At 68.2% G+C, this 19,352-nt stretch carries 15 protein-coding genes and 2 pseudogenes; 7 read left to right on the top strand and 10 right to left on the bottom strand.

Annotated elements, in window-relative coordinates:
- Positions 1-629 precede the first annotated feature (629 nt).
- The 4 genes from ACWDYJ_RS26620 to ACWDYJ_RS26605 all read left to right on the top strand — a co-directional run bounded on the left by ACWDYJ_RS26620 (position 630) and on the right by ACWDYJ_RS26605 (position 4,329).
- Positions 630-1,604: a hypothetical protein gene (locus ACWDYJ_RS26620; protein WP_451568113.1), complete on the top strand. Its 975-nt coding sequence runs from the start codon at positions 630-632 to the stop codon at positions 1,602-1,604.
- An 843-nt stretch (positions 1,605-2,447) separates the two neighbouring features.
- Positions 2,448-2,987, top strand: coding sequence for a hypothetical protein (locus ACWDYJ_RS26615; RefSeq protein WP_451568112.1), 540 nt, complete (start codon positions 2,448-2,450; stop codon positions 2,985-2,987).
- Between the two features lie 827 nt (positions 2,988-3,814).
- Positions 3,815-4,066, top strand: coding sequence for a trypsin-like serine protease (locus ACWDYJ_RS26610; RefSeq protein ID WP_451568111.1), 252 nt, complete (start codon positions 3,815-3,817; stop codon positions 4,064-4,066).
- A gap of 74 nt (positions 4,067-4,140) precedes the next feature.
- Entirely contained in the window at positions 4,141-4,329 is a 189-nt protein-coding gene (locus ACWDYJ_RS26605; protein ID WP_451568110.1) for a hypothetical protein, read from the top strand.
- Positions 4,330-4,520: 191 nt separating this feature from the next.
- Here the strand turns inward: ACWDYJ_RS26605 and ACWDYJ_RS26600 are convergent, their stop codons facing one another.
- Complete coding sequence (locus ACWDYJ_RS26600; RefSeq protein WP_451568109.1) at positions 4,521-4,955, bottom strand: lipocalin/fatty-acid binding family protein; 435 nt, start codon at positions 4,953-4,955, stop codon at positions 4,521-4,523.
- Between the two features lie 1,466 nt (positions 4,956-6,421).
- A complete protein-coding gene (locus ACWDYJ_RS26595) occupies positions 6,422-6,790 on the bottom strand; it encodes a hypothetical protein (protein ID WP_451568108.1) in 369 nt (122 codons plus the stop codon).
- A 321-nt stretch (positions 6,791-7,111) separates the two neighbouring features.
- Here ACWDYJ_RS26595 and ACWDYJ_RS26590 point away from each other — a divergent pair, with 321 nt between their 5' ends.
- A complete protein-coding gene (locus ACWDYJ_RS26590) occupies positions 7,112-7,309 on the top strand; it encodes a hypothetical protein (RefSeq protein ID WP_451568107.1) in 198 nt (65 codons plus the stop codon).
- Between the two features lie 764 nt (positions 7,310-8,073).
- Here ACWDYJ_RS26590 and ACWDYJ_RS26585 read toward each other — a convergent pair.
- The 3 genes and pseudogenes from ACWDYJ_RS26585 to ACWDYJ_RS26575 all read right to left on the bottom strand — a co-directional run bounded on the left by ACWDYJ_RS26585 (position 8,074) and on the right by ACWDYJ_RS26575 (position 10,765).
- Positions 8,074-8,328 carry a hypothetical protein gene (locus ACWDYJ_RS26585; RefSeq protein ID WP_451568106.1) on the bottom strand — a complete coding sequence of 85 codons (255 nt, stop codon included), beginning with the start codon at positions 8,326-8,328 and terminating at the stop codon, positions 8,074-8,076.
- A gap of 732 nt (positions 8,329-9,060) precedes the next feature.
- A pseudogene (locus ACWDYJ_RS26580) lies at positions 9,061-9,799 on the bottom strand (IS110 family transposase); the annotation flags it as partial.
- Positions 9,800-10,519: 720 nt separating this feature from the next.
- Complete coding sequence (locus ACWDYJ_RS26575; protein ID WP_451568105.1) at positions 10,520-10,765, bottom strand: hypothetical protein; 246 nt, start codon at positions 10,763-10,765, stop codon at positions 10,520-10,522.
- Positions 10,766-10,950: 185 nt separating this feature from the next.
- On the opposite strand from ACWDYJ_RS26575, the gene ACWDYJ_RS26570 reads away from it, so the two are divergent.
- Positions 10,951-12,249 carry an NAD(P)/FAD-dependent oxidoreductase gene (locus ACWDYJ_RS26570; protein ID WP_451568104.1) on the top strand — a complete coding sequence of 433 codons (1,299 nt, stop codon included), beginning with the start codon at positions 10,951-10,953 and terminating at the stop codon, positions 12,247-12,249.
- Positions 12,250-12,849: 600 nt separating this feature from the next.
- On the opposite strand, the gene ACWDYJ_RS26565 is transcribed toward ACWDYJ_RS26570, so the two are convergent.
- Complete coding sequence (locus tag ACWDYJ_RS26565) at positions 12,850-14,814, bottom strand: hypothetical protein (RefSeq protein ID WP_451568103.1); 1,965 nt, start codon at positions 14,812-14,814, stop codon at positions 12,850-12,852.
- A gap of 334 nt (positions 14,815-15,148) precedes the next feature.
- Between ACWDYJ_RS26565 and ACWDYJ_RS26560 the strand changes: the two genes are divergently transcribed.
- Complete coding sequence (locus ACWDYJ_RS26560) at positions 15,149-15,850, top strand: hypothetical protein (RefSeq protein WP_451568102.1); 702 nt, start codon at positions 15,149-15,151, stop codon at positions 15,848-15,850.
- A 319-nt stretch (positions 15,851-16,169) separates the two neighbouring features.
- Here the strand turns inward: ACWDYJ_RS26560 and ACWDYJ_RS26555 are convergent, their stop codons facing one another.
- The 4 genes and pseudogenes from ACWDYJ_RS26555 to ACWDYJ_RS26540 form a co-directional block, all read right to left on the bottom strand.
- The gene (locus tag ACWDYJ_RS26555) at positions 16,170-16,679 is read right to left on the bottom strand and encodes a hypothetical protein (protein ID WP_451568101.1); all 510 of its coding nucleotides are present in this window, start codon (positions 16,677-16,679) and stop codon (positions 16,170-16,172) included.
- Positions 16,680-16,948: 269 nt separating this feature from the next.
- Positions 16,949-17,416: a helicase associated domain-containing protein gene (locus tag ACWDYJ_RS26550; RefSeq protein WP_451568100.1), complete on the bottom strand. Its 468-nt coding sequence runs from the start codon at positions 17,414-17,416 to the stop codon at positions 16,949-16,951.
- Positions 17,417-17,653: 237 nt separating this feature from the next.
- Positions 17,654-18,163 carry a hypothetical protein gene (locus ACWDYJ_RS26545; protein WP_451568099.1) on the bottom strand — a complete coding sequence of 170 codons (510 nt, stop codon included), beginning with the start codon at positions 18,161-18,163 and terminating at the stop codon, positions 17,654-17,656.
- A 417-nt stretch (positions 18,164-18,580) separates the two neighbouring features.
- A pseudogene (locus ACWDYJ_RS26540) lies at positions 18,581-19,352 on the bottom strand (hypothetical protein); the annotation flags it as partial.

The following is a 19,352-nucleotide window of genomic DNA, read 5'->3' as shown; positions in this document are numbered from 1 at the left end:
TGTGATGCGGATCCTCGCCCTGGTGGCCGCGCTGACCGTGTCCGTACCCAGCGTGATAGGCGGTGACCCACGGGCCGCAATCTGGCCGCGCGAAAAGAGCCTCGCGGCCATGGTGGTGTTCGCTCCAACGAGAGCCTCTGCTGACCCACACAGCGACAGCCGACCGGGACACCTCACACCACCCTTCGGACTCTGCTGATGGCAACCAGAGTGGCGCAGTTCCACCTCACGCCGGCTGAGCGGCCGGACCCGGGCGCTGACCTGCTGTGTCTGTCAGGGGTGGTGCGGCCGACCGGACCTGGTGCTTGATCGGTTCTTCGGTGATTTCGCTCCGCCGGCAGGGTGAGGCGCCTTCGCCAGGGTCGTGCTGAGGGTGATCTGTCAGGTATCACCGAGCGGTGATCATGAATATGCGCGTCGCCTGGCAGCCTCCGGAGCGGGAGGCGCTGGCGCTGCGGTACGCCGCGAACTGCCCGAACGCGACGCTGGCCTTCGAGCGGGCGTCCTGACCACGGCCAGCACCGGCTGACGACAAAGCGGCGCGGGCACCGCCGTGACGTGAACGGCTGGAGAACGCGACAGAGCAAGCAGCGCAAACGCTGACACTCAAGCAGAAGGAGAAAGAAATCATGGCAGTCGTAACGCCATTCTCGGTCACAGTAATGGCCGGCGAGGACGTGGCCGATTCCATCGTCAATGCCATCGGCAAACAGAAGCACGTCATCACCAAGGAGGAGAGGGACGGCTTCGGCTGGCCTTGGGGCAGCATTACCGATGCGTGTGAAAAGTACTTCGGACGACGCCCTACCGGCGCGTGGATTCACAACCCGACCGACCATGACCTGTACAACACCTACAAGTGGCAGCAGACGACCACGGTCCTGCAGGCCAGCAAGGCCGAGATCCTTGGGATCAGCAGCAACCCGGAAATCGTGAAGACCGACACGCTCCGCAACAATTCCGAAACCGTGGGCGGAGAGTTCCACGCCAACATCACCCAACAAGTAGCCAACTCGGTCAGCAACACCTGGTCATCGACCAACAGCATCAAGACGGAGCAGAAGATCTCCTACGAGATCGGGTTCCTGGGCAGCGGAGGCGGCGGCGAAACCTCAATTAGCTATACGCACGAATGGGGAGAGTCGAAGACCGAAACGCAGACGGTCACGCTGGGCTCGGAATCCGGGGTCAAAGTCTGGCTCGAACCCGGCCAGGCAGTGGTGGCCAAGCTCGTCGCGACCCGCGGCACCATGAACGTCAGGGTCACCTACGCGGCGACGGTCGAGGGACAGACCGCCGTGCACTTCCACCCTCAGCACAACGGACACTACTTCTGGGGCCCGTACATCAACCCGATCCTCAGCGCAGGGAACCTCAACCGCAGCAAGACATTCACCGAGGAACTCAAGATCGGCTTCTACACCACGGCGGAAATCGTCCTGGAGGACGCCGAGACCGGTGATGTCCTGGTCTCCTTCCCGGTCGACGGCGGCCCTGCCACCGCAGCGGGCGAGCCCATCTCCTTCGACCTCTCCCCGCAGGCACGAGCGGCCGAGGCCGCCGCAGTAGCGGGAGAAGGCACGAACATCCCCAGCCTGAGCTGAACATCTGAGCGCAGCGCAAGGCATCCCAGACAGCTGGCAACCGCGTGCAGCACTGCCCTGGGGCCCCTGCCGGTGCCGGGCGGCAGGCCGCACTCGGTGGCCACACCCGCCATGGCACGACAGCTCCTGACCCTCCCCGCCGGAGATCAGGGGCTGTCGGCCGGCGTGCTTGCGGCCGGTCTGGCGTTTGAGCAGAAGTTCGCCCGGTGAGTGCCTGTCTCTGAGCCCGCCCCGCGCGGGCCGGCAGGGAGAAGTGGAAGTACAGGGCGCGAGCCAAGGTTCGCGAAATGCTCACGCATCCGGGCTACACCACTGGGGTAGTTCGGCCCGGGGCCGGCGGCCGCCATGGTGCCAGGTCGGCCACCGCGGCCGAGGCCGTGCTCTGTCCGTATCCGGGGCCCTGGCCCTCGGCCGCCGACATTCGGCGGTCCGCTGGATTGCCTCGACCCGCATCCACGCCAAGTCATCCGTTTCGAACTCGTCGCCGAGCTCATCACGGAACGCCTTGGGTTGCTGGGTGGGTGCCGCGGTGGCGGGAGTCCTCGCAAGGGGTGACGTCGACCGCGTCCCACGACGTCGCTGCGCAAGTCGGTTCTCTCTCGGTTGTCCCACTGCATCTTGTCGCTCGGCCAAGACGCGAAGGGAGGGCGCCCATGGGATGCGCCTGGTCCGCCCAGGACATACGTGGGGCAGGTCAGGCTGAGTGGGTGGGCAAATGCTGGCAGTCGGGTTCTTCGAGCGGCAAATCGATGCGCTGCTGACCACCGGGGGACATCGTTGTGTACCGCAACGGGCTCGCCGGAGCCCGGGGTATCCAGGCCCGAACAGGAAAGAGACATCGAAGTGCGCACCCGTCTTCTCGCAGCAGTGGCCGCCGCCACCTCCGTCGCCCTCATGCCCCTCGGTACAGCCTCCGCCACGGCGCAGGCCGAGATCGGCAGCGTCTCTTGTCGCGGCGGCAGCCTCACCCTGCAGTACAACCCGGGCCTCAGCTTCAGGAGGCAGGACGTGCGGCTCTCGGCCAGTGGCAACATGGGTCTGTGCCAGTCGGACAAGCACCCGAAGATCACCGGCGGCACCGTCCATGTCGCAGCGACGTTCCAGGCCGCGTGCCCCAGCCCGATCGGCCCGGGCTACGCCAAGGTGACGATCTCCTGGAACGACGGAAGCACCTCAGTCATTTTCCACTCGACGTTCCGTGGCGACACTGAGTCTTTCGGCCTCGAAGGGGGCAATGTCATGAGCGGTCCCTTCCTCAACGGCACCGCACGCGCGAACGGCCGGACCACGACCAACCCGCTGGACATCGGCGGCGCCTGCGCGACCGGCGGCGCCATCAGCTACCAGTCGACGATCGACGACTTCGCCGTCGGCCAGCTCTAGAAGGCTGCTGAGAATCTTGTGGTGGGGCTGTCCGGCCGGAGGCCGGGTGGCCCCTTGCTTATGCGGTGGCCGGGGTGAGGCGCCAGGTGGTGCTGGTTCGGGTGAGTCCGAGGTTGATGAGTCGGCGGAGGTTGAGGGCGGCGGCGCGGTGGTGGAGCCAGATGTTGTTGGCGTTGACGCCTCGGTGCGGGACTCGTCGGTTGCCCTTGGCGACGAGCCTCCGCCGGCAGCGCACTCTCCGCCACGCCCGGCGCACGGTCCGGGACCAACCGCACCGACCGCCCCGCCACCTGGACGACCGGCGAGCCGGCCGCCGCCCGCTCCTCGGCGATCTGCTCGCCCCTCCGCTGCATAACTCGCTCGGCCACGGCGAGCTCGGCCCGCACCTCGGACAACTGCTTGGCCAGCTGTTCCTCGAGTTCGTCCAGCTCCGCACGTCGGGCGGCGATCCGCTCCACCACCTCGGGCTCCATACGGCGGATCGTAGGAGCGGCCCCGGCAACGCCGGACGGGAATTCGCAAAGCCACCCCTGCCAGACGATCTACACCCCAGACTGCCGCCCGCCACCAGCGCGAGCACCCCGGACCGAGCCACACCAGCCCCTGTGACCAGCCAACTTCAAGATGGCGGGGCTTCACTGATGCCGCTCATTTTGCCCAGGTCGATGCGAATGCCGTCAGGCGCCTCAGCTTGCGGCGTCTTGTCAGCCATGTCTCTGCCCCTTACCGGTCGGCTCACCGCTGACCTCAGGGGATCATCCCATCGGTTCCCAGACAGCCCGAACTAGTCGAAGTGACTGGCTGGCCATTCGCTCGTTGGGCTGGGCATGATCAAGAAGACACTCCTCACCTCCCTGGCTGTCGTTACCGTTTCGCTCCTGCTTGCCCCTGGAGCATCGGCTGCTGGCGGTCTGACCACGACGGCGGTTCAACACATCGAAACCAGGGCCGTGGACACCTGCCCGGGCGACAGTGGAGGTCCTCTGGTTGACTCGTCAGGATCTGGAGACTTCGTGGGCGGCGACACCTATTCCGACTGCCAGGGCGGCGGTTTGCCATTCCACCCCGGCATCTACTGACCGGTGAGGGTTCGATCACCCGTGGCGCAACCCTGCGTCGGACGGGGCGTCACCCCTGCTGCGAGACTTCGGCGGTGAGCACCATGCGCCGCCCCCTCGGGCACAAACCCGCCCCGGCCGTCGCTGACCAGGAGTCGGCAACGGCCCCCCGCCGGACCGCTGCGGAGCGAGCCGCGAAGGAGGAACTCCTCCCGTACACCCCGGCTTCGGTGGCCGGCGCCTCGGCGGGACGTCGGCTGCTGGGGGAGGGGCCCCGCAGCTGACGGACCGTCCTGGGCAAGCCTGCGAAGGACAGGCGGGCGGGCCGGTACCGTCGCCGCCGTACTCGGCCGCTCGCTACGAGAGGACGAGGCAGCGCGCAGCCGAGACGGCGGTGGCCGAGGCGCTCCGGGCGCTGTCCTCAGAGCTGGATGCAGTCAAACGGCACGTTGGTGGCGACGTCCGGATGTTTCGGTTAGAGCTTCTCGTACGTCAGTACGGCTGTGACGCCGTTCACCGTGTATTGCGCCGTCATGCCGCGGTCGTTGAACTCGCGGACGATCGTACTTTCGCGCTCGGAACCTACCTGCTGGTGGATCAGCTTGCCGTCATCAACGGTGATGACCGACTTGTAGGTGCGTTTGTCGTCAAGGATTTCCTCGAACTCCTCGCCGAGGGCGAAGGAGATCTGCGTGGTCTTGACCGCGCTCGTCTTCAACGTCCAGGTCTGGTCGCCGCCGGACAACTCCACCTCCTGGGTGGATGCCTTGATAGCGGTCCGGGCGATCATGCCAACCCCGAGCTCCTTGAGGTACTCGTCGTAGTTGTGGGTGTTTATCTGCTTCCACTTGCCCGGCTCAACGGCCACCATCGTCTCCTTCACGCATCGCGAGAACATCACCGGCACCATGTGCCGAACCTCGAAAACCCTACGCGTTCACCACGAAAATGATCAGGGTTCCGCTCACAGCGATCTGCCCGGCGCTCCATGTGCAGGCACAAGTTCGAATCGGCCTGCCCCGTGCGGTGGGAGGTGGACGCGCCGGAGCCGGGCAAGCTCCAGCGTAGGGTCCTCGCTGCCGTCGACCCGTACGTCGACCGCGGGACGACCGGGATCCCGGCCTGGAACGCGGCGGTCAGAAGGACACGCAGCACGATTCGTCCAAATGGACGTGGAGGGTAAGGGTCTCGTCCCAGGTGACGTTCTCACCCGCGGCGAGTTGGGGCCGGGTTCGGTCCGAATGGAACGCGATAACGCTAAGTGCCACATAGATCTGGTTGCCACTGAAGTGGCTCAGATTCTGCAGGTCGCGAGCGGCGATGACATGCACTGTCACCGTATCCGGGCGGGGGGTTTGGGAAGAAGTAGTCACAACGAGGGACCCCCCACGATGGAGATGGCCCGATAGGCCGTGCCCCCGGACAGCCGTGTTGGGCGGCTCGATGCTCTCCGTGGGCAGCGCCGCAGTGGCGATGCCCGAGGGCATGGTCCGCGCCTGGCCTCCCCGGCCTGGCCCGCCATGGCCGCCGCGATGGACCGCCTGGACGACCAGGGCGTGGACGGAACCCGGCTGCTCAATGACGCGCACGCCGCCAAGGTAGGCGTCGACAAGGCGGTAGGCCGCCGTCCTCGCCGCCGCACTACCCGAACCCGTGGCCGGCCCTGCTACGTCGGGGCCGGGTGAGGTCGCGGCCGCACGCACGGCCCATGCCCGACCCGTCGGCCCCACAGCCCGCCGCTGAGAAGGTACGCGCACCCGGGCCCGCTCGGACCCTGGGCCGCCGCCCGCCTCCGCCCCGGCCCCTGCTGCTGCGCCTGCTGCTGCGCCTGCGGCTTCGGCAAGCACGCTTCATGTTGTTCATACCCTGCGAACGCACCCGAGATGTACCGGCTCACTTCCGATGGCGTGCTGCCGCACACGCCGACGATGTACCGCCGCCTGTCCGCGCAGCTCGGCCGTGCCCGCCGGGAGGGACCCTTCTGCGACCTGATCGGCCGGGCGAGGGCCGGTAACACTGCGCCTCGGTCGAGCACCCCGCCCGCCGCTCTTTGGATGAACAGTGCCTCACACCAGGGCGGGAATGGGATGGCGAGGGCTGTCGGCCGTGGAACCCGTCCGTGGGCCGCTTTGTGTTGCCGCCGAGCGGTGGTCCGCCCCCGAGCCTGCCAGTCACGTGAGCGCCGCACCGCTCGGTCTTTTGGCCGGGGTCATCCCTACAGGGCAGGTCGCTCATGACTGTGGCCCCCAGGCGGCGGGGGCCACAGCAAGGAGCGGTGTGCGACAGCCAGTGGCGCTGATGCCGACGGATGCCCGGTGTTCCCCATGCGTCAGCGGGAGGGCGAACCCCTACGCCGGCCTCGCCTGGGTGGCGCGGTTACTTGTCGTTGAGTGCAAGCCTGTTCGGCGTCCCATAGGGGACATTCCGCGTCCCCAGATCGGCTTGGGCGGGAGCGGCGGTCGTGATCTGGGTATTGCTGGTGGTGACGAGGGCGTAAGCGCGGGCGAGGGCTTCCACTGCGGTGGCGGACTGGGTCTTGTCCTTGGCGTTGGTGATGGCGGTGGCCTCGCTGGCGATGGCCTTGAGGAGTGCCTCGCGGGCCTCGGTGGCGGCCGGCGTCTGCGGGGCGGCGGTCAGCACCAGGCCCGCATCCGCCGGCGCCGCCTGCTTCCCGTTGGGGCTGGCGGTTTCGTCGGTCTGGATGGGGGACAGGCCCGGCGCGGGCTCGGTCTTCTTCTTGGCCATGATCGGTCCTCTTCCTAACGTGTCGGCAGATGATCAAGGTATCGGCCCTACGGCTCCGGGAGGACTGAATCGCCCAACTCCGCGTCTTTGTGGGCCCGGTCGCCTAAAACGGTCCGCTCCCGAAGCAAGAAGTATCGGCATCGCCGATAGGCGACTGGGTCTGCGTCAGCTTGAGCTCGACGGTTCCTGATCCGTTCCCGGTTTGGCGCCGCTGGCTTCCGGGCGGCGCCGAACCAGACGCCTGGGAGCAGGACGCGCTTTCCACAGGAGGGAAGGATGTTGTGACCGTTACAGCGTGGGCGTCTGGTCGTTGAGGTGGGCATGAAGATCACACGAGCTGTCGCACTGCCCCTCATTGCCGTATCGGTCGTCGTGGCAGGAGGCAGCGGCGCCCACGCCGACGAGGCGCCCCGCGGTAACAGCGCCGTCCTGCCAGCGAGCCAGGTCATTCCCTCGGGTCTGGAGTTTCAGGACGCCCTGCTCGAAATCGTCCAACAGCTCCCCAACGGCATCGCCTGAACGATTCAGCCGACCTGGCCGGGCTGATGGGCGTCGCGGATTCTTCACCGGTTCCGCGACGGGTGCCTTCACCAGCATGCGGAGTGCTGAGCGGGGAGTCTTGAGTCGGGGCGTGTCGTTTGTATGGTCCAGGCGCTTGTCGTTTCGCAGGTAGATGGCGTGGCGTGCGTGTAGGAGTACGGGTGTTCAGGCATCAGCCCCCACGGCGAGCACGCCGAGGCGCCCCGGAGTGAACCGGTCACGGCGCTGCTTCTGCTTGACGATCCACACCCCCGGTCCGATGCTCGACCGTCCGGGAGCCGTTCAACGTGACCGCGTCCCGGCATGCCGCCACCCCCACCGCTCCCGGTATCGTGCGAGGGCCTCATCACCCGCCGGGAAGGCCACCGCGCCCCTCCCGGACATGGACGTCACGGTGTCTTAGCCGTGGTCGTGCGGGCATCGGCTGCATTCACGCCGCTCCGTCACCTGGGTGCGCCGGCGGCTCGCTCACCGGCCGTCTCCTATGCACCTTCGCGGGCTTCCTCCCGTCGCGTTCCCTCCTCCACTCGCCGTTCCCGCGGGCCTGACCGGACGCGACCGCCTTCGTTGCGTAGATGCCCGGTTGGTTCCGGCTGGACCGGACCGAGGGCGAGGGCGCGCCGTGTACGTCGCGGCGGAGAAGGACACCCTGTGCCAGCAGCTGACCGGCTGGCTCCGGGTCGCGGGCACCCCGGTCTTGGTGGTGCCCCGGCGGCTTGGGGTTGCCGTCCGGTGGCAGCGGGTCAGCAGGTGATGGGGACTTGCTGGCCGAGGCCGTTGTCGGAGCCGGTGGGCGGCTGGTAGCCGGGCGGGAAGACGATCTTGAAGTACATCCAGCCGCGGTAGTTGCCGTTGTTGCACGGCACTGCGGCGTTGCTCTGCCCGGTGCGGGTGTTGGTCTGGGTCCGCAGCGCCGACTGCTTGGCGAGCTGTCCGTTCTTGTACAGGGCTGCCCGGGTGGTGATCTCGGAAACCGGCGCGGTACACGACACCCTCACGGTGACGTTCACTGTGCTGGGCGTTCGGGTGGATTTGAGTGGGCGCTGTACCTGCCCCTCACAACGGATCGCGGCGCCCGCGTCCGAACCCTTGCCGGCTTCCACGGAGCCCGCCTGTTCGCCGTCTCCCGCCGGGACGGTAGCCGGTGCGGTCGGATCGGGTGCAGCGGACTCTGCCGCGGCGGGGGACGTTGCGGCGAGAAGTGCCAGGACCGCCATCGACGCGGCCGAGGCCGGCATCCTCCATGTGCGCATGAGTCTCCTTCATGACGAAGGCCGGCGATGTAGCGGACGGGTGTCCGGGATCCGAGCCGGCCCTGGTGCAACAAGAGACTACACAGAGCATTCGAAGTGTCGCGCGGAGTCACAAGCCGACCGGTGAGTCGGCTCGGAGACGCGCAAGGGAAGCGCTCGGCGGGGCATGGAAGCGCGGTACCGCACCGCTCTGGCGTGGGCGCCCCCGCCGAGTGTCCGCGGAAACCCAGACCGCCGCGGTAGACGTACCGCCGTGCGAACCGCGAGACGGTCGCGGACATCCAGCCCGATACCTCCTCATCTGCTGCTCGCCGCCGAGTTGAAGCTTCCAGCCGCCGAGGCGTGCCTGGGTGGCCTCGCGTGTCCGACCGCCCTCCACGCCGAGAGCGGGCGATCCGCCACGACTCGTCGACAAACCACGGCCTCCGGTGGCTACCGGCCGAATTCGTGGAAGACGGCGGTGAGGTTGTCGGCCACGGCCAGGGACGGGATCACGATGTCGAGGGTGCCCGTGCCGGGAACGATGACGGTCTGTTCGTCGAGGGCGTCGAAGACGTCATCGATCAGCCTCTGTGTCATCCGCGGGGCCTTGGGCCGGATGAGTTCGACGAGTCTGCGGCGACCGGCCTTGCGCAGTACGGCGGGGGATCCGTGTCGCTCGAGGAGCCAGGTGACGGCCCGGTGGTCCAGTCGCGGGCCCAGGACGCGCTCCAGCGACGGGTGGAACTGGGTGAGCAGGCCGCGTATCCGGTTGCTGGTGCGGGTGGCTTCCGCGGCGAGGTCCTGGTCGAATCCGGTCAGCACCGTGAGCTCGGCGGTGATCTCGTCGGTCAGCTCCAGCGAGCGCAGGGTGTGAGGCATGGTGCGGGCGGCGTCCGCGATGACCGCGGCGTCCTTCACGTCGGTTTTCGCCTCTCCCGGGTAGAGGTCGGCGATCCGTCGCATCGCGAGTCCGGGCAGGTAGGCGACCTGGCAGCCCGCGTCCCGGGCGACGGTCAGGGGGCAGGGCGCCGATCGAGGCGGGCTGGTCGACGATCACCAGCACGGTGCCGAACTTCGCGGTCAGCTTGTCGAAGACGGCCCGCAGTTTCGGTTCACTGTTGGGCATCGGCTTGTCGAAGACTTTCTTGCCCGCCGGGGTCAGCCCGTGGCCGTGATGGGCGCTCTTGCCGACGTCCAGACCGAGGAAGACGCCCACATCGCCGGTGTCTAACATTGCACCCCTCCCAGGTAGTTGACCTTGCCGGCCTCGGCGGCGGCACCGTGCTCGCGCATCCACGTTATGCAGACCTGCCGCCCGCGAACTGCCCGGCATTGCGCCAGGCCAGGCGGTGGCCGGACCTCTCATCAGCGTCTCCGACGGCACCCCTCGGACCCGGCGACACCACCCCCCAGGTCATCCGTTCGACAGAGGGGACACAGTCATACCGAGCCCGGAGGCCAGCGGCCCCATTGCAGGACCGCGAAAAACATAACGGGGGGGGCGTTCGGGGCGTCGGTGGGCCGGCTGACGGCGCTGGGAACGGCGCCGTTGGCGGTGCTGGGGGAGGTGCGGATGATCGAGCGGTTCCGTTCAGGGTCGGGTGGCCTGCGGGTGACGCTGGCCTGGCCGGCCAGCCTGCGGGGTGCCGCCTCGGAGGGGTCGGCGGGGGCCGTCAGGCACGGCCGGGTCTTCCTCGGCGAAGGGTGCCGGTGCGCACGGCATGCCTACGGCGGCATCGTCCCGGCGTCCTGGTGCAACGAGCACGGGACGACCACGCCGGTGATGGAGTGGCACCCTGGCGGCGGGATCCGCTGCGAGGAACTGGCCCGGGGGCGTACGCGCTGTCTGGCTAGCACCATCCCCTCAACGGGGACGCCGACCACGGGTCGACGCCCCCGCACTTCATACAGAGCCCACTTCAACGGCGCAGGCTGCAGGCACTACGTGAGCGCCTCAGCCCACGTTGACCTCGCTCGTGTCAATCCAATAGCAACTGCACTGTTGCTGCACGGCGTCGAAGCTGCTGGTGAACGACGCGGAGACGTCGCGTGGTGCGGCCGAAGCCGGAGCGGTACCCAACGCTACGGCGGCAATGGTCAGGCACAGCGCGGAGAGGAGGTGTTTCATCATGTTTCGCGAACGACTGCGTCCTGAAAAGGGCACGCGTTTCTTGACCGTCTGAGCGGTGTTGGTTTTCACCGGTCGGGGTGGTGTTGATGGTGGGTCGCCCGGAGGTGAAACTGCTCCGGGCGACCCGACCATCAGCCCGGGGCCGCGACGAGTTGTGCTTGGCCCGAAATTCGTCTGGTGTCGGGGTGAGGCAGGACCGGGTGGGGGAGAGTAAGAGACGCTTCGTTTCGCCCGCCCAAACCAGGTGGAGTGCTGTGTCGCAGAATGTCGAGGTGGTGGTGGTTGGGGCCGGGATGTTCGGTTCGGCGGCCGCCAAGTACCTCAGCCGTGCCGGCGCCGATGTGACGGTCGTTGGTCCGCCAGAGCCCGGCAGCCGTCCGGGGGCCGGGCTGCCTGAGTTCGGCGCCTACTACGACGAGGCCCGGATTGTACGACGTCTGGGATGGGACGATGTCTGGGGCACCTTGGACACCCGCTCGGCGGAACGCATGCGGGACATGGAGACGGAAGCGGGGGCCGGATTCTTCCACGAGTGCGGGGCGCTGGCGGTGATGGCGAGGCTGATGCACTCACGTACCGACGCCATGCTCCGCGCTTGCGAGGGCGATGGCATCGTGGTGGAACGGATCTCCAGTGCCTTCCTGCGTGAGGAGTTTCCGGATCTGGGACTGCCACCGATGGCCGGTGGCATTGAGGGACTCCTGGAACGGGAGAGCGCCGGCTACCTCAACCCACGGCGTCTGGTGAAGGCCCAGCTTGACCTGACGGTCGCGTCGGGCGGGCGGCTGCTCCGCGGGTCCGTGACCTCCGTCCGCAAAGACATGGCCGGTCTATGGCGGATCCATGGAACGGCACAGGACGGCGCCTTCGAGCTGCAAGCCAGGAAGGTTCTCATCGCGTCGGGCTCCCTGATCAACCACAGCGACGCGCTGCCCGCCGGCTACAGGCTCGACCTCCACGTCTTCACCGAACCCAACCTCCTCCTCGAGGTCGGGGGAGATCAGCTCCGGCGACTGAGCGGCCTGCCCACCGTCGTCACCGTCGATCCTGCGGACTCGGGCAACGACAACATGTCCCTCTATCTCCTGCCGCCCATCCGCTACCCGGACGGCAAGTGGTATGTGCGGATCGGCCCGGCGATGCAGCCCCTTGTCCAGGAGCTGCGCACGCAGGAGGAGATCCGTTCCTGGTACGGCCGGGAGCGGATCACCGCGGAGCAGTCGCGCTTCCTGCTGCGCATGATGCGTCTATTGCTGCCCGGTCTGGAGCCGGCCTCTGTGCGCGAGGCGTGCTGCGTCGTCGACAAGACGCCCTCGCGCTACCCCTACATCGGTCACCTCGACGAGGACGAAAGCGTGACCGTGGTCGTCGGCGGCAATGGCCATGGCGCCCGCGGATCCGATGAAATCGGACGGCTCGCCTCGAGCATGGTGCTGGGCCAGCCGTGGGACTTTCCGGTCCCGCAGGAGGTGTTCGCTCCGACGAGAGCCCCTGCCGTCCCACACAGCAACAGCCGACCGGGATTCCTCACACCGCCCTTCGGACTCTGCTGATGCCCACAGTTGGGACGGATTCCACCGACACCGGTTGTTGTTACGGCCGAGAGGCACTGGCCCGGCGGCTCGTTGCCGAGCGGGAGCTGGACGCCGGGCAAATGGCCGCAGGCCTCACCCGGTCTGGTGCCGGCTGATGCGCTGGCTGAGATGGGCAACGACAGGTCGGACCTGGTTCCGGCGCCGGACCAGGTGAGGTGCGGTCGTCAGGGGTCCGACGTCCACCCCGGACCGGGTGGCGGTGTTGGGCCGCCGTCCTCGACCTGGCCGCCTTCGTCGACCGGCACGTCCGTCTCGGCCCGGATCCGGCCGCAGTGCGGCTCTCCGTGTGGCGGTGGCGCCAGGGCGTATAGCGGCCCCCTTCGGCCGAGCGCAGCAAACGTCGCCGTTCCGCCCCGAGCGCGCGGCGTTGCGCCGGCACTGGTTCCACTGGACGGGCGGAGATGAGGGCCGGCCAGGGCAGCGACGCCCACTTCTGCGAAGCGGGCTCGGATCGGTGCGGGGTGCTGCTCTGGGAAATCCAGTCCGTGGTGCGTGGGCGGTGCGGGGGTGTCTTGCCCGGCATGTGCCGGGCAGGACACCCCCCGCGCCTTTCGGGGGTCAGCCCACGCGGTACAGCAGGTGCAGTTTGTTGTCGTGGGAGGCGAGGGCGGCCTCGTCCAGGCAGGCGCTGCCCGGGATGGGGGTGGCGGCTTCCCAGGCGGGGGAGATGTACCGGGAGATGCGCAGGTCGCCCTCTAGGGCGCGGTGGACGAGCGTCAGTTTGTTGTTGTGCACGGTCAGGGCGGGACCGCTTTCGGTGCGCCAGTTGCTGTTGGGCTGGTGGGAGGTGCCGGCGGGCCAGGTGCCGAGGTGGATCTTGTCGTCGTGGGTGCCGCGGTGGGCCAGGAGGAGGCTGCCGCCGTGGGAGACGGCGGTGGCGGTCACGTTGATCCGCCAGGGCGTCCAGGCTTCGCCGCGCCAGGCGTTGGGAGTGCCGTCGGAGGACCACAGGAGCATGTCCGTGCCGGGGAGCTGGTGGACCATCCACAGCCGTCCGTTGTGGCTGGCCAGCGCTGGTGTCACGGAGGTGTAATTCCCCTGGGTGCTTTGCTCGCTCCATCGGGTGCCGTCGAACGAGGCGGTGAAGATCTTCCCGCTTCCTCCGACGTGGGAGCAGTGGAGGCGGTTGTTGTGGGCGGCCAGGCCGACCGGCAGGTAGGTCTCGGTGCCGGGGATCGTCTGGGGGCTGCTCCAGGTGGTGCCGCTCAGGCGGCTCCACGTGATCCTTCGGTCCTGGTCGGGGAAGACCGCGTAGAGGCTGCCGTTGAAGGAGGCCAGAGCAGGGGTGGACGAAGCCTGCCAGTTGGGCGTGGCGGCATCGGTCCAGGAGGTTCCGGTGAGAATCTTGTGGCGCACGGACGCCGGCCGGGCGAGGGGCTTGGCACCGGTGTACCCGACTTCCAGGATGAAGTGCCCCATCCCCCGGGAGGCTTCCGCGTCGAACTCCATGTTCCACGCGCGGTTGGGTGCGTGGTAGAGGGCGGCCAGGTCGGCGCGGGAGAAGGTGAAGCCGCGGGTGAGGATCAGGTCGTCGTAGTTGCGCAACGATTCCCACAAGGTGGTGATCAGGCCGACCGCGTTGTAGAGGTAGCCGAACGCCTCCGTACCGGGCAGGAGGTCGGCGAACATCATCTGGACCTTGAGATTGTTGACAACCGTCGTCAGCGCCCGGCCCAGCGCGGTGTACCACTCCGCGTTGGACTGATCGCCCTCCCAGGCGGTGATGACCGTGCTGCCGTAGCCGCCCCTGAAGGTGGTGTCGAAGAACGCCGTGCTGCCGGTGACGATGTCACCGGCGACGTTGTACCGCTGGCCGCTGACGACTGATCCGGTCTCGTGGGTGCGGGTGGTGTGCTCGTAGCCCAGCGTGTTGGAGGCGGCCGTCCAGTAGATCTCATCCCTCCCCCCGCCCTGGTCACCGGCGGCTTTGCGGCAGAAGAAGGTGCGGAACTGAAGCCGGGCGTGGAAGTCCCCGGCCGCAAGGGCGCCGGCCGTCCCCTCGTCGCTGTCACCAGTGAAGACGGTGATGCCGTGGCCGTACTCGGCCAACGAGGCCTTGAACTCGGCCGTGTCGATGCCCTCCCCGGCCTCCAGCCGGGCCCGGTCGACCACCGCCACGTTCGGCAGCGCGGCCACCAGCGGGCCGATCTCCCGGATGGCCGCCGTGTAGTCGGCCTGGGTGAAGCCCTCCTTCAGGCTGCGGGAGGTCACCGAACGCGGCAGGATCTCGATCTGCGAGCGCGCCGCAACCTGCTCGCGGTAGACCCGCCCGACGCCAAGAATCTCCTCGTCGCCCAGCACCTCCCGCAGCGGCCCCAGGAGCCCTTCCTCGAAAGGCGTCAGCTCCAGACCCTGCTCCGCGCGAGCGGCGGCATGCAGCCACACACCCGACAGCACATTCGTCTCACCATCGGTGCGCAACCGGCGCGCACCGGACTGCTCACCTCCCCTGCCCGAGAGCATCTCCCGCCACCGCTCCAGGCGTGCCGCTGTGCCCGTGCCGTCAACCGCTTCTGTGCTCACTCGTTGCCTCCGACCTGCCCAGACCGTGGAAGCCGGGCACTCATCGCCTGACGCACAAAAAAACGTACGGACAAACCACTCACCGAGCGACGTAATCTGTGTATTCAGCCACAAGTCAGGCTAAAAACTGCCGCAGGCGGAGATCATCACACTCGGCACCGGCCACGGCCCGCACCCCAGCAGGCAAGACGGGCCATCACCGCACCCGACCAGGCCGGCCCACTACCCGGTTCTGACAAATACGCGACGCGCCAGAGCCGAGCCACCATGACAAGCGCGGGGCCACGCTTCGGTCGATCAACCACCGGCGCCCCGGCCCCTGCTGCCGGCGCGCATGGGCAGCTCCGGCGACCCGTGGGGCGCGCCTGCGGCGGGACGCGTACCCACACCCGCACCCGCTCCCGCCCCGGCTCCGGGCACCACGCCCGCGCCCGCTCCCACCCCCGCCGCCGCTGCTGCGCCGGTGCGGGAGGCCGCCGACCCGTGGGCGCCACCCGCCAGCGTGGACGCGAAGCGCTCCTGGGGCCCGCTGACCGAGGGGTTGAGCGTGCCCCGGGATCTGGACCTCGGCGACCGGACGAAGGCGCTGGAACAGCTCGGCGTGGGCCGGCTCGCGCACGCCGCGATCGTCGGCGTCGTCAAGGACGTCCTTGCCGAGACGCAGGCGGGTCTCCTGGTCGGCTCCCGCCAGTGGCCCCTGCTCGTGGCCCGCATGGACCGGATCCGCGACCAGGGCGGCACCGGTCTCCTCGGCGCGCACCTGGCCCGCCTCCAGGCCGACACCTCCTGGAAGGACGGCCCGTCCTCCACCACGGTCGGGCGGCTCGTGGACGCGACCCTGCACTCCCTGACGACACCGCCCTCGGCGCCGGCCGCGCCCGCCTCCCGGGGCCGGGTCTCTCCGACGGCTGCCCGCTCCCGCTCCACCACCACGCCTGCCGCCGCGGCCCCCGGACAGCCGGCCCCGACGGAAGCCGCCGTCCCCGCCCACCGGCAACAGACCGCACCGGCCAGGGGCGCGGGGCGTACCCGGTGACGGCGGCGGCTCCCGTATCCGGACGCCGCGGGCGTGGTGCCCGCTTCCGGGTGTGGACGGATCGCGTACGGGCGCGGGCGGGCTGGTGGGCGCCCACCGGCCGAGACCGGATCGCAGTGGAGGGGATTGCTGATCGCCGTCCCCATGCAGGTGCTGGGCTGGCGGGCGGGTCAGGTAGGCCTGGAGCAGGCGGACTAGACGCCGCTCGGCGGAGTTCGAGCAGTCCAACTGCGATGACAAACGGTCCAGGTCTGGTGTCACAGGACATCACATATGCCCTCTGACAGGCGATCTTGACCGTTTGCCAGTGATCTTGGTTTCAGCCCTCCGCCCAGTACAGGGTGGGAACGAGCGTCGGGTTGCTCTGGTAGAGCAGTTCCATCACGGAGTCGTAGTCGAATTCGCCCTGCTTGAAGTTGCTGACGATCGCCTTGGCGTCCTGGGTGAACTTGCTGTCCGCCGAGGTGAACTCGGTGAGCCACCAGTTCTCGTCCAGGACGAGGGGGAGGTAATTTTCTCCCCTCACCGGGTCTGTGATCCCCTCGATCCACGCCGATGCCTTCGCGTAGCTCTTCTCGGGCAGCAGCCAGAAGACCAATCCTTGCTTCTCCTTGCTGAGGATGAGGGACTTGAAGTCCTCATCGAACTCGAGGTACTTGGCTGGCAGGTTCCGGGCTTCGATCATCTCCTCGCGGTTGGTGGGGAACATCCAACTCCTCTTCGCGCCGAAGAAGAACACGGCACTGTCGAGCTGCTCGGGAGGGATGGCCCTGTACTGCTTGGAAAGGTACGTCGCGTTCATAAAGGCGTGCCGCCGTGCGTCGGTCATGGCTGGTCCCCTCGTGTTCTCTCGGACTGTCGCTGCCCAGCGCTACCCCAGACGACGGTGGAAGACACGAACGAAGCCCAGATTGACTGGAACAGGTGCCATCGGGCCTCATCCCGGCCCGCAGCAACCTCTGGCGTGAAGGTGCCATGCCCGGAAACCGCCGGGGTGGGGTCCCCCTGGGGTCGGCATCTGATGCTTGCTGCAAGTGGCCCTGCACGGTCAAAGTCACCTGGCAATCAGTCAAGATCACCTGTCAGAGGACAACATAGCTATTGCGCCCACTCCACGCCGAGGGCGGCGAGGGCGGCGAGCTGGGCGGCGTCGAGCCGGTCGCGGCGCTGTTTCTGGTTGACGATCCACACCCCGGTGCGGTGGGCGGTCCCGTCGGGGAGGTGCTCGACGTGAGCCCGCCCGGGCAGACCGCCGCTTTCCCGCTCGATGTACTGCGTGAGGGCCCGGACGCCCTTGTGGAAGGCTTCCGCGCCGCGCCCGGACGTGGAGGCCGCTGCGGTCGTGGCGGCCGCCGTACGGGCCGGGACGGCCCGCGCCGGCTTCACGCCGAGCTCGGCGAGACGGCGCTGCTGCTCGGCGCTGAGCCGGCCGAAGTCGCGGCGCTGGGTGGCCGTCCACCGGCCAATGTCCTCGCCGTGCCACGTCACCCCCGGTACGACGTTCGCCAGGCGCGCACCGCCCGCCAGCAGGGCCCGCAGACCCGCGTAGTGCCGCTGCCAGTCCACCGTCCTGATGTTCTTTGTTGTTTTGTCGGTGGTGGTTCGGTGGGTTGGTGTCAGTGAGGTGGGTGTCTGATTGTTGCTGGTCAGGCGGGTAGGTTGGGGGTTTCTGGTGCTGTCATGGATGACGATTTAGTGCTGTCGTTTTTGGTGGGTGGCCTGGTCAGTTGGTTGCAGGTCGGTATGACGGGATGGTGTTTCGTCTGGTCCCGGGCGGCAGGTCCTGTGGGCGTGTGGCGGGGGTCAGTCGCTGACGGGTTGCCATTCGCCGCAGTGTTCGCTGTTGAAGGAGTAGTCGCCGGCCCGGATGGTCACTTGTACCCGTTTCGCGGCGTTGGTGAAGTAGTTGTCGATGATCTCGCCGTTCGAATCGGCTCGTTCCCAGTAACAGCCTTTGACGTCGGTGGTGTAGTAGGTGCCCGCTTGCACCTCGGTTCCGACCAGCAGTACACCGGACCCGAAGATCTTGCCCTCGGACCTGAGCTTGTTCTGCTTCTCCGCTCCTGCCAGCAGCTTGGTGATCATTTCCTTCTGGGGGTGGTCGGGGCAAAGCGTCAGCGCTCCGGTGACCTCTTGGACCTGCTCGACAGAGCCGGCTGTCGCCAGGTAGCCCCAGCTGTCGGGGGCGTTCTGGGCGCACATCCCGTACAGGGTGCCGAGGCTGCCGCTCTTGCCGGCTGTGCCGTAAGCGGTCTCGACGGCGCGCTCCTCGTCCGCGGCCATCACCTCGCCGGCGATCGTGGCTTGGCACATGTCGTGTTCGAGTGTCCAGGCCTTGCGGAAGTCGGAGTAGTAGCTGGCGGCGCATCGAATGGCCGGCGCCACCGGTACCGGAGCGGGGGAGGAGGCTGAGGCCGTTGCGGGTGAAGCGGCGGCTGGGCCCTGAACCGGGTCTGAAACTGTAGGAGCGCTGGTCTGGGAGCTGCCGCAGCCTGCCAGCACCAGGACCGTCGCGACCACGCCGAACGACTTCTTCAACTGACCCCCGCATGCTGCTCTTACCCGCGTATCCGGCACGGACGGTGCGCCCCGGCGTATGGAGCGCACAGTACGTTCCAGCCTCGAGGCGTGTCGCCCGAACGGTGAACTCCGGCGGCTTGCCGGTACCGGCGCGGAGTGTGACGCCGCCGCCTGCGTCCGTGCCGGCGGGAAGACCGGCGGTGGCTCCGGCTACGGCGTGGCGGGCAGGCGGTAGCGGATGCTTGTCGCGGTGCGGTGGAGTTCTTCACCGTCTCGGCTGCTGATGAGGGGGAACAGACTCTGGTCGGGGTCTCGTTGTCGGAGCCGGCCGTAGGTTTTTGCCGCGGCCAGGAGGGGGCGAGCCCAGTGGGGGACGGGGTGGACCCGGCAGTGGCGGTGGGCTGGCTGGTCGTGGATTTTGAGGACGGCCGCTGTTTCGCTGATGTCGCTTCCGCGGATCAGGGCGAGTCGGGCCGTGCTTGCCGCGGTGAGGGCGTGGATGGCCAGGGCTGCGACGTGCGGGGGGTGGGCGATGCGGTGCAGCCGGTGGGCGAGGACCTTCTCCCAGGTCCGGCCCGCCTCGCGGCCGGCGCTGTCGGGCCGCGGAGTTTCGGGGAGGGGGGTGTGGTCCGCGCCAGGGCAGGGGGTACGGGCGGGCCGGGTGACTTCTATCCCCCAGCAGTCGGGGCGCGCGGTCATCCATGGCCCGTAGTCCGGGCCGAGGCGGCTTTCGGCGGGCTGGTCCTGGTTGAAGGACAGGGCCAGGTTCTGAGCGTCGGCCGGTGACGGCGCGGCTGGATGGAGGACGGCACGTGCCTGCTCGAGTTCGTCGATCATCTGGTGTTCCAGGCCGTTGAGTAGCCGGGCCAGGGCTCTGTCCGCGGGCTGGTGCCAGAGGAGGGTGAGTCGGATGCCGCTGCGCTCTCGCAGGGCGAGCAGTTGGGCCCGGCGGGCGTGTGTGAGGCGGTCGGTGCGGCAGACG

Source organism: Streptomyces sp. NPDC003042, assembly GCF_053591315.1.
The sequence above is the reverse complement of the archived record's forward strand: the minus strand, read 5'-3'. Positions and strand labels throughout refer to the sequence as shown.

Excerpts from the sequence above, each read along its gene's own strand:
- ACWDYJ_RS26595 (WP_451568108.1), bottom strand. The coding sequence starts at position 6,790 with ATGGCCAAGAAGAAGACCGAGCCCGCGCCGGGCCTGTCCCCCATCCAG.
- ACWDYJ_RS26545 (WP_451568099.1), bottom strand. The coding sequence starts at position 18,163 with ATGTGCCAAGCCACGATCGCCGGCGAGGTGATGGCCGCGGACGAGGAG.
- ACWDYJ_RS26620 (WP_451568113.1), top strand. The coding sequence starts at position 630 with ATGGCAGTCGTAACGCCATTCTCGGTCACAGTAATGGCCGGCGAGGAC.
- ACWDYJ_RS26555 (WP_451568101.1), bottom strand. The coding sequence starts at position 16,679 with ATGACCGACGCACGGCGGCACGCCTTTATGAACGCGACGTACCTTTCC.
- ACWDYJ_RS26560 (WP_451568102.1), top strand. The coding sequence starts at position 15,149 with ATGGGCAGCTCCGGCGACCCGTGGGGCGCGCCTGCGGCGGGACGCGTA.
- ACWDYJ_RS26610 (WP_451568111.1), top strand. The coding sequence starts at position 3,815 with ATGATCAAGAAGACACTCCTCACCTCCCTGGCTGTCGTTACCGTTTCG.
- ACWDYJ_RS26590 (WP_451568107.1), top strand. The coding sequence starts at position 7,112 with ATGAAGATCACACGAGCTGTCGCACTGCCCCTCATTGCCGTATCGGTC.
- ACWDYJ_RS26600 (WP_451568109.1), bottom strand. The coding sequence starts at position 4,955 with ATGGTGCCGGTGATGTTCTCGCGATGCGTGAAGGAGACGATGGTGGCC.